The organism is Halobacteriovorax sp. XZX-3 (genome assembly GCF_043196495.1).
Lineage (GTDB): Bacteria > Bdellovibrionota > Bacteriovoracia > Bacteriovoracales > Bacteriovoracaceae > Halobacteriovorax_A.
Window position 1 is genome coordinate 1,402,208 of record NZ_JBEBMO010000001.1, and the last position, 14,031, is coordinate 1,416,238.

At 38.7% G+C, this 14,031-nt stretch carries 9 protein-coding genes; 7 read left to right on the forward strand and 2 right to left on the reverse strand.

Features of this window, described 5'->3' with window-relative positions; translation table 11 throughout:
- Positions 1 to 47: 47 nt before the first annotated feature.
- The 4 genes from ABMA70_RS06655 (at position 48) to ABMA70_RS06670 (ending at position 9,078) form a co-directional block, all read left to right on the forward strand.
- The gene (locus ABMA70_RS06655; protein WP_392990848.1) at positions 48 to 524 is read left to right on the forward strand and encodes a hypothetical protein; all 477 of its coding nucleotides are present in this window, start codon (positions 48 to 50) and stop codon (positions 522 to 524) included.
- A complete protein-coding gene (locus ABMA70_RS06660; protein WP_392990846.1) occupies positions 521 to 1,318 on the forward strand; it encodes a hypothetical protein in 798 nt (265 codons plus the stop codon). The genes ABMA70_RS06655 and ABMA70_RS06660 overlap by 4 nt, the downstream gene beginning before the upstream one ends.
- Positions 1,319 to 1,456: 138 nt before the next feature.
- Positions 1,457 to 5,509, forward strand: a complete 4,053-nt coding sequence (locus ABMA70_RS06665) for a tail fiber domain-containing protein (RefSeq protein WP_393022155.1) — start codon at positions 1,457 to 1,459, stop codon at positions 5,507 to 5,509.
- Positions 5,506 to 9,078 (forward strand): fibrinogen-like YCDxxxxGGGW domain-containing protein, encoded by a 3,573-nt coding sequence (locus tag ABMA70_RS06670; protein WP_392990842.1) that lies wholly within the window; start codon positions 5,506 to 5,508, stop codon positions 9,076 to 9,078. Before ABMA70_RS06665 ends, ABMA70_RS06670 begins: the two co-directional genes overlap by 4 nt.
- Before the next feature lies 1 nt (position 9,079).
- Here the strand turns inward: ABMA70_RS06670 and ABMA70_RS06675 are convergent, their stop codons facing one another.
- A complete protein-coding gene (locus ABMA70_RS06675; protein WP_392857330.1) occupies positions 9,080 to 9,823 on the reverse strand; it encodes an acyl-[acyl-carrier-protein] thioesterase in 744 nt (247 codons plus the stop codon).
- 144 nt (positions 9,824 to 9,967) lie between these two features.
- Here ABMA70_RS06675 and ABMA70_RS06680 point away from each other — a divergent pair, with 144 nt between their 5' ends.
- The 3 genes from ABMA70_RS06680 (at position 9,968) to recJ (ending at position 13,470) form a co-directional block, all read left to right on the forward strand.
- On the forward strand, positions 9,968 to 11,311 hold the full coding sequence (locus tag ABMA70_RS06680; RefSeq protein WP_392990840.1) for a hypothetical protein: 1,344 nt from the start codon (positions 9,968 to 9,970) through the stop codon (positions 11,309 to 11,311).
- A 145-nt stretch (positions 11,312 to 11,456) separates the two neighbouring features.
- Positions 11,457 to 11,702, forward strand: a complete 246-nt coding sequence (locus ABMA70_RS06685; RefSeq protein WP_021265840.1) for a hypothetical protein — start codon at positions 11,457 to 11,459, stop codon at positions 11,700 to 11,702.
- Between the two features lie 46 nt (positions 11,703 to 11,748).
- Entirely contained in the window at positions 11,749 to 13,470 is a 1,722-nt protein-coding gene (gene recJ, locus ABMA70_RS06690) for a single-stranded-DNA-specific exonuclease RecJ (RefSeq protein ID WP_392990839.1), read from the forward strand.
- 19 nt (positions 13,471 to 13,489) lie between these two features.
- Here the strand turns inward: recJ and ABMA70_RS06695 are convergent, their stop codons facing one another.
- Positions 13,490 to 14,026 (reverse strand): peptidylprolyl isomerase, encoded by a 537-nt coding sequence (locus tag ABMA70_RS06695; protein ID WP_103218989.1) that lies wholly within the window; start codon positions 14,024 to 14,026, stop codon positions 13,490 to 13,492.
- Positions 14,027 to 14,031: the final 5 nt, after the last annotated feature.

Genomic DNA, 14,031 nt, shown 5'->3' on the forward strand with positions numbered 1-14,031 from the left:
AAACCCTTATAAAATGGTATAATTCGAGAGTTAATAAGAGGATAGGTATGATTAAGAATTCCACTATAAGTATCTGTAAATTGGTAGTAATTTTAGCACTACCAACAATGGCGTTGGCCGCTTCAGCGAATGACTTCATTTCTGCGATGAAAAAGCATGTGGGTGAATACAAAACCCTAGTGAGAAGCTCTGATTTTTGTGACGCTTCTGAAGTACAATTTATTGATGAAAAGTCTCCACAAAAAGGACTAAGAGTAGGACATCGTATTTTCCTCGGCCCATTTTCTGATAAGAAAAAAGTTGAAAAGTCGGATTGTACATATAGTTCAGTATTCACTTATACAAAGACAAAAGTTACCCAAGTAAGTGAAGTCAAAGATTGCAAGGCATCAGCGAATCAAAAGGATTCGATTAGTACTCAAATTCTCGAATTAAAAAATGATACCATCAACTACGAGTCGAAAGAGAGTGGAATTAAGTGTGTCTATCAAAAAGTACAAAAGAGTAAGGAGGCTAAAAAATGAAGTCACTTATTCTTGTATCTACATTAATTCTTAATTTTAATTCTTATAGCTCTGATCTTAATTCTCGAAAAACTGATTTCTTAAATGAGCTTAACAGCGTTATTAATAGTGTCACAAATCCGCCGGATGGTGGTTGTCATAACTGTCAGGTAGAGGACAATACAATTTCTCAGGGTGATCCCCTACCAACTGAACACAGAAGAGATGGAAAGTATTTTAATAAAGACTGCCAAATGTTTATTACTGAAGATGGTAAAGAAGGCGTTTGGGGACAAATGATTACAGAGTATATTGAAAATGAATCGGGCGCTTCTGAGATGTTTCTCTATGATGAAATCAAAGGGATGACAGCGGCTCCATATACTTGTCCCAATTGGTACAACCTAAATAATGAGCAAAGAAAGAGATTTTGGGTTTGGATGTTTGCTTCAATCGCACAAGTTGAGTCATCATGCGATCCTACAAAGGTAAACACTGGTCGTGTACCAGATGCTACAGATCGCCCTACTGGACTCTTTCAGCTAAACCGAAAAAAAGATGCACGTTATTGGCGAGGTAAGAACTGCCAATTTGCATCTGGATATGAAACGACAATAGAACCAAGAAACCAAGTTAGATGCAGTATGGATATTATGTACAATATTCTTCTTGGTAAAAAAGGTATGTATAAGGCAAATGGTAAGGTTTTTCCAACTAACTCTTATTGGGAAAAGCTAAGACCGAATCATAGCCAAACTGGTGGACCTATTGGCGAGCTTGCTCGTATGTATCCACCTTGTAATGCGACCCCTTAATCTAAGGGGTCAGCCACCTTTAATTGGCACATTTCTGCCCTAAACTGGAAATATTGTCCACTTAACTACCTAAATTTCATTTCTTTAATGATTCGTAATATTATGTCGATATGCCACTGTAAACACAGGGGAACTTTGTTGCACGTTAGTAGAATCTTTACATTCATTTTAGCGTTTAGTTTAAGCTTCTTATCCTTAAATCTATATGCTTCGACAAGTAAGCTTGGTTACTCAGGCAGACTTGTACTTAGTAACGGTACTCCTGTTACAGGAACTCCTAACTTAAAATTTGATATCTTCTATTCAAATGATCTTCCTACAATAATTGCAACTCAAACAATCAATAGTGTGCCACTATCTAATGGGATCTACACTGTTGAATTAGACTTTGATAACTTAGGGTCTTTTGATCCTCTCTATTCCAACATTGCAGATGTAATTGATAAAATACCCACAGGACAGACTCTTGTTATTCGCGTGACAGATGTGACTGATGTTGGAAATCCAATCGCCTATGATTATCAGAATATCTTGGCAAATCCAATTTCTGTTTACGCCAATCACGCAGCTCTATCGGATAATTTAGTTATCGCAGCGACTTGCTCTCCAGGACAAGTGGTTTCTGTAAACGCATCTAATGAACTTGAATGTGTGAATCAAACTGCTGCAGTAGCTGTTGATTCAACGCTTGTTAACAATGCAGGGGTTATAGGTTTACCAAACCTTGTGACTGATAATACTACTTACTATTCTGTTGTTGTGGATGCGCAGGGACGTGTAAAAAGTGGTAACACAACACCTCCTTCAACAACGGCAAATGATATTCAAGACAACTTAATCGTTGATGCTGATATCAACACGAGTGCAGCAATTGCTTGGTCAAAAATTAATGCACCAACAATTGATAAAACATATGTCGGGCTTGCAAATGTTGCCAACGTTGCACAAATTCCGGCAAGTGATCTTGATAACTCAGGAACTCTAGATTCAGCGACACAAGTTCCAAGTGAACTTGCAGTAAAAGGCTACGTCGATACGACGGCACAATCCATGGCCGATGCAAAAGTTATTAACTCAATGGCAGGAACACAAACGGATACTGCCCCTTCTGTTGATTCAGTAAAAAATTATGTAACGGCCCAAACTAGTGCTATTACGTCATCTCAGTGGACGACAACAGGAAGTGACCTTTATTACAACACAGGTAATATCGGAATTGGTACAACAACACCAACTTACCCACTACACATTCAGAGTGCCACATGGGCCGAGATTGGAATAGAAGGTACAACTTCAGCAGCAGGAGCAAGCCTGAACCTTCTTGGACACGAAGATAAGAAGAGTGCAATAAGAATGCAAACAGGAAACACTGCAAGTGCTTACTGGGATATTATGGCATTCGGCTTAAACTCAGCAGCAACAACAAGTCGCAATGAACTTCACTTTAACTTCTTTAATGGAAGTAATAATACAGCTCTAGTCTTAGATGGTGACACTGGAAATGTTGGTATTGGTATGGATGAGCCTACTGAAAAACTTGATGTTGCTGGTAAAGTCAAAGCAACCGAACTTTGTATCGCGGCCGATTGTCGTGCTGCATGGCCGACAGGTAATGCAGGAACTGTTACTGCCGTGACAGGGGGAACAGGACTTACAGGTGGAACAATTACGTCATCAGGAACTCTAGCAGTAGATGTTGGAACAACTAATGGTAAAATTGCGCAAGTTGGGGCCGGTGATAAGTTAGCAGATTCAATTATTAATTATAATCCTGCAATTGATGTTGCCTTAACGGGTTTTACAACAGGTGCAGCTTCAAGTGTATTAGCGACAGATACTGTTATTCAAGCATTTCAAAAAGTTCAAGGTCAACTTAATTCACACGCCTCTTCTCTTGCTGCTATTTCGGCATATGATACAGATGATATTGGAGAAGGTTCGACAAACCTTTATCATACAGATGCCCGTGCAAAGACTGCAGCAGTTGTTAACTCGACAGTAGGCAGTGAGACAGACCAGGCACCTTCAGTTGCTGCTATTAAATCATATGTTGATAATCGTGCAACTCAATGGACAACAGCAGGAAGTGATATTCACTATCCGACTGGAAATATTGGAATTGGTGTAACAACACCTTATTCTCTTCTTGATATTAACGGTGTGGATAAAACGGTTAGCCTTGCAGCAGCTAGAGACTTCCCTGCGATGCTACGTTTAAACTCAACTGATCCAGCGATTGGCGCTGAAACAAATATTCTTTTTACATCTAACTACTCTGGATCTTCAAAAGTTGCTAACGCATCAATTGCTTCAATCCAAGAAACTGATGGTGCGAATGCAGATTACGGACAAGCGGCTCTTGTTTTTAGAACAAGTGGGCCACTAATTGCAGATCTTAATAAAGAAAGAATGCGAATTGATGGTACAGGTAATGTTGGGATTGGTGTTGCATCTCCAGGCCACAAGCTTACCGTAAATGGTGGTGCAAACTTTGCAACAGCATCTGGTACACAACCATTCTATATTTCAAGAGCAGGTGCTACAGTAGAAGCCTTTTCTCTAACTGTTGGTGATACAGCATCTTTCTTTGATTTGATTGAAGATAATGGTGAACCTGACTTTCAAGATATGAATTTCCGCCTAATCTATGAAGGTGGTGCAACACATACCTATCTTAGAACTTTAGCATCAGGTCCTAATGCTGGTGATGTCGATGTTTATCTACAGTCTTCTGGTGGAAATGTAGCCATCGGAAATATTGCACCTACGCAAAAACTAACTGTTGATGGTGGCATGAATGTCACAACAGGCAATGATATCTGTATAGACGGTGCAGGTTGTTTATCAACAGTTGTTGCAGCAAGTGGAGAACAAAACACTGCTTCTAGTGCCGGTGGAACTTCTCTTTATAAGACAAAGACTGGAACTGACTTGGTATTCAAAGGCTTAACAGCTTCTAGTGATCTAACTCTAACGGCAAACACTGATGATGTGAATTTGGCCGTTAATACTTCAAATGGTGCCAATGAGCTTCTAAGACTCGATGCGAGTGGACGTGTTCCTTCTTCAGTTATCGATGGATCTACTGTCCTTAGTACACCTCTAACAGGATACTCTGTAGGTGCAAACTCAGCTTTAGTAGCAACAGATACGGTTCTCGATGCTTATGGAAAATTACAAGCACAAATCAATGCAAACTATACTGCAATTACAGGATTAGCAGACACTGATGATCTTGCGGAAGGTGCGACCAATTTATACTTCACAAATGGACGTGCCCAAACAGCAGCAGTTGTAAATTCGACAGCTGGAACAGAAACTGTACAAGCTCCATCAGTTAGCGCGATGAAAAGTTATGTAACGACTCAAATTGGTGGAGTTAATCAATCTCAGTGGACAACGACAGGTAGTGATATTTATTATAACACTGGAAAGGTGGGAATTGGAACAAGTGTACCAACATCTGATCTACTTATAGTTCATGGAGTTCGTCAACTTAGTTCAACAGGTTTAGGCGGTCTAGTTGTTCAATCTGGAAATGATCAAGTCGGTATGCAAGTTTTCGATATTGATGGAGATGGAGCAACAGGAGATGACAAGATTCCTTCTGTTACGTGGGGAGATAATCCTTCTGACCCGTTAGTTTTTGCAAGATACACTAGTGGGAGTAGCTATACTGAGTACATGAGGCTGACGGGGACAGGTGAGCTAGGTCTTGGTACAGATGCACCATCTGAAAGGCTTCATGTAGCAGGTAATGTTTTAGCTGCAGCTTACCTTTATACTTCAGATGAAAGATTCAAAGAAAACGTGGAAACGATAATTGATCCACTTCATAAGGTAAATTCTCTACGTGGGGTAACTTTTGATTGGAAAACAGATGAATTTCCAGAAAGAAATTTTCCAAAAGAGAAGACTGTAGGTTTTATCGCTCAGGAAGTTGAAAAAGTTCAACCAGAGTTAGTAAAGACTGGTCAAGATGGTTATAAATCAGTTCAGTACGGTAATATCACAGCGCTATTAGTAGAAGCAGTAAAATCAATTTCAAGTAAAATTGATAAGCTCTTTAATAATGATGAAGAAGTGAAAAGAGAGATTGCTTCACTTAAAGAAGAAAACGAGCAACTTAAAGCAGATATGCAAGAGATGCGCAAAGCAATTAAAGAGTTACAAAAAGCAAATAAGAAATGAAAATTCAAATAGGTTTTCTATTTACTCTACTCTTCTCGCAAGCTGTTCTTGCGATCAATACAGTTGATACTGGTTTTAAACTAGCAAGCAATGAACTTAAAACTATTGTGGCCCATAATACTTGTAAGAAAGTATGGAATACATCAACAACAAATGAACACTTTGTTTCAACAAAGACAAATCCAGAGTGGATGAATTTCTATGCCAATGCACCATCTGATATTGTCGTTCGCGACTGTCAGGTTTCTTGCTCGACTTTAAATAAAACAGGATCATATCCTAGTGGACTTTATACAATCGACATAGACGGCGCAGGACCACTTGCTGCTCTAAGTGTTTATTGTGATATGGATAATAATGGCGGTGGTTGGACGAGAATTTACAGACACGATGTAGCTGGAGGATACTTTCCAACAACGAATTCGGCCCTACTCTACAATCAAGCAGCACCGACAGGAAACCTCTACTCAATTGTTCAATATATTGATGAGCTCGAAAGTCTAAATCGTTTTACATTTTGGATTAATTATCCGAATGAAACGAAGAAAAATATTTGGTCACAATTTACAAATCCAATTTACGACACTCCTGTACGTGGCTATCGAGGAATTGATATTGAAATGAATAGTCAAAGATGGGGTGGCCTAGAGCTTGGGAACAATAGTTTTGGTTACTCAAATGGTGATGCTTCATTATTAGATGGCTCAGTTAATCATTCAAATTGGTACTTTGCAATCGGTTCAGATCAAGTTTATAAAACTGGAATTCCTTCAGATCATAATAATGACGTAGGGACACAATTAGTAGAGCTCTATCTTCATGATGAAGGGATGAGACCGATGTCATGCCAACATCTCGTTGAGCTTGGTGAATCGAAAGGCTCAGGTCTCTATACAGTATACCCAGATCAAGTAACAGCGACTCAAGTTTACTGTGAAATGGATATTGATAATGGCGGCTGGACTCTTTTCTATGCCAACGCTGCAGATCCTACAATGACGACAAAGAAGTCATATAATACGATGAAAAGCGAATTTGCTGGCATTAATATCACCAGCACAAATTACGCAGATATTAATACCGTTGGTATGCATAATTTCTTTGATTTTTCAGCAACGCAAATGATGGCCCGTGATATCGGTAACTGGGGAGCGACAGATTTCTCGACAGTAGAATTTTTTAATCCTAATGACTTAAATCTTGTTCTCGACATCAAAGCAGGACCAAGTAGGACGACACCAGGAGATTGTGACATTATGACAGGTGGCTCACAATTTCGCTTTAGAAATAGCAATGGAACAAACTACTATTTAGATAGGCAAACTAATTGGGCCGGAGTTGGTTTTGGATGGGGAGACTGCTTCCCTACTTATACGCAAACACCATATTCTGATGTACACGATTATCCACGACACTATATTTATCATACAAATGGTAGTGATGACCTTAACCGTGTTCGTGGCGTTGGTGGTTTCAACACAGGACAAGCAACTGTTAAGGCACGCTACTTTTTAAGAGAGAAATACGACCGTCCAAAGAACTGTATGGATATTCTTTTAAATGGTAAATCTCGAGGAAACGGTTCCTACACAATTTATCCAGAAGGGACGGCCGTCACAGTTGATTGTGATATGACCACAGAAGGTGGAGGTTGGACAAAAGTATGGCACGGCTACCCTACTCACGCTATTCGTGGCGATACTTCAGCGGAAGTTTACTCAAGATCAAATTCAATTGCCTTCAATCAAATGCGCGTTGAAGGTGTGAATACAGGTTTCAGTATCACTGACAATACTTGGGAGACGGCTTATTTAGACAAAACAATTCCTAATTATTTTCAACAAGTGGCCGCTCTTACAGATGCAAGTAAACCACAAGTAAAGTTTGCAGATATGGACGGTAATGAAAACGTAGGACTTGTTGGAAACTATTTCTTTCATGGCTACGGAAATAATTGGCGTGTTTTCTATTCATGCGTAAATGTTGACCCCAATACTACGGATCGAATTTTTATCGGTGGTGCCTATGGAAAAAGATGTACTCCAAGAGACTCCATGGCCAGAGCTGAAATCACAACTTGTACTTCAACCGGTAATAGTTACTGTACAAATGCTTACAATAGTACAGAGGTAGAATCAGGCCTTGGTCTAACATTAAAACAATACCAAGAAACACGCGTTTGGGTACGCTCTCTTCCTTCAATGAAGTCATGTCGAGAGTTTCTTGACCGTGGCTATTCAAGTGGCACAGGGGTTTACTTAATTGATCCAGATGGACCACGAGGTTCAAATCCGGCCTTCCCAACAGTTTGTGATATGACAACTCATGGTGGAGGCTGGACGCTTGTATGGGGAAATACTCGTGGTGGGACGAATAAGCCTACAACTGCTATTACATATGCTGATTCAATTTCAACTCTGCCAAAATGCTCTGCAGCCGCTGGAAGCGTAAGTGATACAACAGGAAAATGTAGTCTATTATCGACTACAAGTATTGCATCAAATAACACTAACGACTACCTAGACTACTTAAACTACTTCGTCGGTCTCTCTCATTGGGATAATATTGCTGGTAATGGAGATTTTCAACTACTCTATTCTTGGTCTTACGATTACGATCAGTCATTTTCACAACAGGCGATGATGACGGTGAAAAATTTTAATCCTGCGGATAAGTACCGTTTAAATATTGAATCCTATACTCAATTAATAGGTACAGTAAAAGCGGCAATTGCCACAAGTCATAATGGAATGATGTGGTCAACACTTGATCAAGATAACGATAATCATACTGGAAATTGTCCGTCATTCTATTCTGACACTCCATTTTGGTATGCAAACTGTTGGAACGGTAAGATCAATGGAGGAGGAGAAACTTCAGAAGGTGGTTATTTCAATGGTGCCTATTGGAATGGAACTGCTATGGAATTTGCTACTGACCCAGCAACTGCAATTGGTGCGGGGAACGGTTGGTTTATGATTCGAGAGTCAAACTCATACGGAGATTATAAGTCTTCATGCAAGCAGATCCTGGAAGAAAATCCAAATGCTCCATCAGGTAATTACACTATTAACTTCTATCCTGGTCAAAATGCTCTACGAAGCGTCTATTGTGATATGACAACAGATGGTGGTGGCTGGACATTAGTAGCACGCTCAAGTGGAGTTACAGATCTTGATAATTCAATCATGGTAAGCTCTATTGCTGATAACCTTATAACTGAAAGAACACTTCCTGCAACTAGAGCTTCAATTAATCCAGAATACTTCTCTCGTGCCAATGGAACAACTGATGCCATGTTCATTTCACCTTCATACAATGCAGGTGCTCCAATAATTGAAAATGGCAATGGAACTTGGGATTATGACTATGTGGACTGTACAGGGAATCTGCGCCATACAAGCCGAACAGCAGGATGTTCAGGCCAGAATGCCAATGATAACTATAATGGTGTTGATGCCTATAATATAACATTCAATGGTGGTAACGAAGGTGTCGTGCCAGCTTATGGAACAGAAGTCTGCTATTCAGGAAAAGGTGCATGTAGCTTTGAGTTCTACCTACGTTAATTTAGTCTGCTAAAAGCTTTGCTAAGAAACAGGTCTTGCCATCTGATTCCCTAATACCTTTATAGACAATATCGTGAGTAACCTCACCTTCCTCATTACGTGCTCGTAAGATATCAATTTTATCACCAAGGTGTGTTTCGGCCATAAAGTTAATTTCAAAGTCATTTAACTTTGCAGTTTTATGAAGCTCTATTGGAATTGAATCAAGAATCCACTGAGAATACTTCGTATTATTAACGTGCATATTTAAATCCAGATCACTATTTCGTACTGTAATGGTATTAACTTTTTCAAAGTTATCCCTCACCTCAACTTTATGAGCGATATAATCAAGATGATAATCTGTACGAGGATTAATTCTCTCCATTGGGAAATCAGGCTTTTTAACCTTTCTTGTCACACCGTCTAAAATCATCCATACAGTTGAGCAATCTCCAATCTTTTCACCATCAAGGAAAATCTCAAATTCGCGAAAGGCATACATACCTTCTGGCGGTCTCGACCACGTCTTAATCTCAATAATTTCGTTCCAATGAGGAAACCTGTCCATGCGAAGTTTTTGTCTAACTAGAACCCAAAATGATTGATCTCGAATCATATCTTCTAAACCAAAGCCCATCTCTTCGGCATGAACTGTTGCAATATCTTGCAGATAACCTAGCATTCCAAAGAGTCCAAGACGCTTGTTGATATTCACATTATTGATACTGACCTGATAAGTCTTTTGATAGATTGAATTTTTCATAGAGATATTAAAGCAAAAGCGCATTGGTTTTGGCCAGTGTCTAAAATATGAACAGTATCCATGGCATTTTTGCATGGTTTTTGGCCTTTTTCTTGGCATAGCAGTTGCATCTAATAAATTGAATCAAATTCTTGGGAGGAATTTATGAAAGCTTGTTACAAAAAGCTATTTATTATGAGTGCATTATTTCTATCGAGCACTTACGTGCAAAATGAAATGTCTATCACTGATAACTCATATCAAAATGGCCATTACCGCGAGATAGCTGGAGAAAAGCAAGTCTCTGTAACATCTTATCAAGTCCACCAAAAAGGTATCTTTGACCTTTGGTTCGATACTGCAAAGCTATTTGGAAAAGTAGAGAATATCGTTAAAATTGAAATTAAAGATGTTGATGAAAAGCTAGTAAAAGATTTTAAAGATCTTTCAAAAAGATATGAAGAGCTTCAAGGTAAGTCTAATACACTAACTGAAGAGCTTGCAAAAAGTAGTGAAGAAATCACAAGTCTAAAATCTCAACTTGCTAATGTACAATCTTCAGATCCTGTTGATGATAATATTCGCCAAGAAAAAATTAAGGCACTTGAAGAACTAATCGAGCAAAGAACTTCTGAGCTAGATACGGCCAAAGAAGCAATTTCAAAATTTGATGAAACAAGAGAGAAACTTCAGGAAATTAGTGAAAAGTTATCTTCTCTAGAACTAGAGAATGAAGAGCTCAAGAAAGAAAATGCTGTTTTAGCCTGTGAACTAGAAAATGCTAAATCAAAAATAGATACTGACGAGATAAAAAAGCTTCAAGATGAACTTGCAAAAATTACGGCAGAACTTGAGGAATATAAGAACGAGTCAGAACAGAAAGAAGTTATCGCAGAAGCAGGTAGCAAAGAGATTGATAAAGATAAAATTAAAGCAAAGAAGAAGGATAAAAAAGAAGATAAAGAAGATAAAGACGATAAGTTTTCAGAAGCAGAGCTAGCTCTTATCGAATATATAAGAGAAATGAAAGAGCAAGCAGAGTACCAGCGCCAGCAACAACAAGAGGCCATGGCCATGCAACAATTTGTAAGCATGCTTACATCTCAATTTACGCAGCCACAAGTTAACTCTTACTTTGGAACATACGATGCGCTTAACCAGAGACAAGATAGTTTCTCAAGTATGATACGCGACTTTAGAGAACAGTCTTTTATGATGCAAGATCTTAATCGACTAAACAACTGGAACTATAGTTATAATGATTACTATGGAGCAAATGCACCAATGCTAAGAGTAAGTGAATCGATGCCTTGGGGTAATTACTACACTCCAGAACAATCGATTCAAGTACAAAACTTTGACTACTCTAAAAGTGGATATAATTGGGGAAGCAGTATTCCAAATCAAAACTTTAATATGGGAATCAATACTGCAAGCAGCTCTCCTATCTTAAATAATTTTACGACTGCTCTAGACGCTACTAATAGCGCTAATATAAAGCTTTTTTAATACCCTCCCCCCTTTAATTTGATACTAAAGGCCGAGTTTAACACTCGGCCTTTTGTTTTTTTCGGTAATTATTGCCGATTTTTCTAAACTTATTCATCTATGTTTCGAAGAGGTAGGTACTAAATCTAAAGGAATTAAGGTTAGAATGATGAAAGAAATAAATATGGAAGTTGCGAAGAAAAGAATTATCAAGAAATGTCATGTTTGTGGCCATGTGCACGATACCGCAACTGAAGTTCAAAAATGTCAGAGTTGTAAAAAGTCATTCTTACCAACAAAATACTTTGATAAAGTCCATGCAAAGAACTCTTCAGACTTTAAGCTATTGTTTTCAGATGTTAACGAGCTGCACGAAGAAGATATTATCAAAGGCATTACCGTACTTTGGTAAGACTTTATTAATTCTCGATCAAGTTCCAACGTGATATCGTTCTCTTATGGAGAACACTACACACGCTACTCAGAATTTTAATTTACATCCAGTCGTTCAAAGGCTCTTTGCTAAAAGAGAGATGGGACCTCAAGAGATTCAAGAATTCCTATCTTGGGATCTGAATTCCCTACCAAACTTTGGAGCACTCATTGATATTGATGTTGCCGCAGATGAAATAATTAAAGCTATTGATAATAATGAGAAAATTGCCATTTATGGTGATTATGATGTTGATGGGACGACTTCTTGTGCTCTCTTCTATCAATTTTTTCAAAAGCTAAATCTCGAAGTAGACCTCATTCAACCTTCCCGTTTTGTTGAAGGTTATGGACTTCATAATTGTTCAATTGATCGTGCAATAGAAGAAGGTATCGATCTAATGATCACAGTCGACTGTGGAATCTCAAACGTTGAGCAAGCCGCTTATGCAAAAGAGAAAGGTCTAAAATTAATTATCACCGACCACCACAAAGATGGACGCGAAACAATGCCGGAAGCAATCGCTGTTGTAAATCCTTCGCGCCGAGACGAGCCAGCAGATTCAGACATGAAACCACTTGCTGGTGTTGGTGTAGCATTTGCGATTTGTGTTGAAATTAGAAAGAAGCTCTTGGCCCGTGGACAAGATATCCCTTCAGTATATGATCTACTTCAATACGTAGCGATTGGTACAATTTGTGACCTTGCACCACTAAGTCCAATGAACTTAAAACTTGTTCGTCATGGAATGAGACTTATTAAGAACACTCAATATGAAGGAATTAAGGCTTTCTTTGATCCAACAGATCGTGGAAAAGATATTATTCCAAGCGAAAAACTATCTTTCAATGTTGGCCCGTTAATCAACTCTAAAGGGCGATTAGACCACCCAGAAGTAGCATTAAAACTTTTAATCTCAAAAGACTATAACGAAGCACGTGAGTACTATCACCAGCTTGTTAACTGTAATACAGAACGTAAGGCCATTCAAAAAGAAGTCTTTGAAGAGGCAAAAGAACAAGTCATAGACGAACTTAAAAGAGATGCCGAACTAGACATTGCAATTGTCTATGCTCCTCACTTTCATGAAGGTGTTATCGGAATTGTTGCTTCAAAGCTTGTTGAAACATTTAAAGTACCTGCCATTGTTTTCAGTGATGCCGAAGATGAAGGTGTGATTAAAGCATCAGCAAGGTCTGCAGGTGATCTCGATATTTATCACCTACTTAATGAGCATCGCGATCTGTTCTTAAAATTTGGAGGCCACAAGGCGGCCGCAGGGCTTTCAATGCCAGTTGAAAATCTGGAAAAATTTAAAACTTCGATGAATGCAATGTTAAAAGAAATTCCCTTGATCCAAAGAACGGTACAAGATTTTTATGATCTTGAGATAACTCCAGATGAAATTGATCCAAATCTTCTTAGAGGGCTAGATGCGCTTGAGCCTTTTGGAATGGGAAATGCAAAACCAATCTTTAAATTAAAAGGTGCAAAGCTTAAAAGTTTTGATCTTCTAAAAGATGTACACGTTAGATGGAATTTTACATCAATAACAAATCAGAAAATTAATCTTAAAGGGATTAGTTTTAATTATATGTCTAAGTGGGGAGCGCTTACACCGAACGAAATTTATGAGCGCCAAAATGATCCAAGTGTTGAACTTGATGTCTACTTCACACTTGCTCTAAACTACTTCAATGGAAATAAGTATATTCAGCTAATGGTTGAAAGAGTGGACCTTAACTAGAGTTAAGGTCCGTATCTAATTATCTTTCAATAGTCACTTTTTCCATAACGACATCTTGCATTGGACGGTCATGCATACCAGTGCGAACCTCACCGATCTTCTCAACAACATCCATACCTTCGATAACTTTACCAAACACTGTATGGCGTCCATCTAAGTGTGGAGTTGCACCAAGAGTGATGAAGAATTGAGAACCATTTGTTCCAGGGCCAGCATTTGCCATAGAAAGAATCCCTGCACTATCGTGGCGAAGGTCTGAGCGACATTCGTCTTCGAATTTATAACCTGGACCACCCATTCCTGTTCCATCTGGACATCCACCTTGAATAACGAAACCAGAAATAACTCTGTGGAAAATTAGACCATCATAGTAAGGACCTTCTTTTGCAGGAGTCTTTTGTCTCCCTTCAATAAGGTTAGCAAAGTTCCATACTGTTTCTGGACATTCTTTTGCGTAAAGCTCTACTTTGAAATTTCCCATATTAGTTTCAAAGTTTGCGTATAGACGATCAAGATCCTCTTTGTGGGCATCTTTCTTAGTTCCAAAACCGAACATAATTA

What these genes read in the sequence shown, in the direction of transcription:
- recJ (WP_392990839.1), top strand. Translation starts at nt 11,749, where the DNA reads ATGGAGAACACTACACACGCTACTCAGAATTTTAATTTACATCCAGTC.
- ABMA70_RS06695 (WP_103218989.1), bottom strand. Translation starts at nt 14,026, where the DNA reads ATGTTCGGTTTTGGAACTAAGAAAGATGCCCACAAAGAGGATCTTGAT.
- ABMA70_RS06680 (WP_392990840.1), top strand. Translation starts at nt 9,968, where the DNA reads ATGAAAGCTTGTTACAAAAAGCTATTTATTATGAGTGCATTATTTCTA.
- ABMA70_RS06655 (WP_392990848.1), top strand. Translation starts at nt 48, where the DNA reads ATGATTAAGAATTCCACTATAAGTATCTGTAAATTGGTAGTAATTTTA.
- ABMA70_RS06670 (WP_392990842.1), top strand. Translation starts at nt 5,506, where the DNA reads ATGAAAATTCAAATAGGTTTTCTATTTACTCTACTCTTCTCGCAAGCT.
- ABMA70_RS06675 (WP_392857330.1), bottom strand. Translation starts at nt 9,823, where the DNA reads ATGAAAAATTCAATCTATCAAAAGACTTATCAGGTCAGTATCAATAAT.
- ABMA70_RS06660 (WP_392990846.1), top strand. Translation starts at nt 521, where the DNA reads ATGAAGTCACTTATTCTTGTATCTACATTAATTCTTAATTTTAATTCT.
- ABMA70_RS06685 (WP_021265840.1), top strand. Translation starts at nt 11,457, where the DNA reads ATGATGAAAGAAATAAATATGGAAGTTGCGAAGAAAAGAATTATCAAG.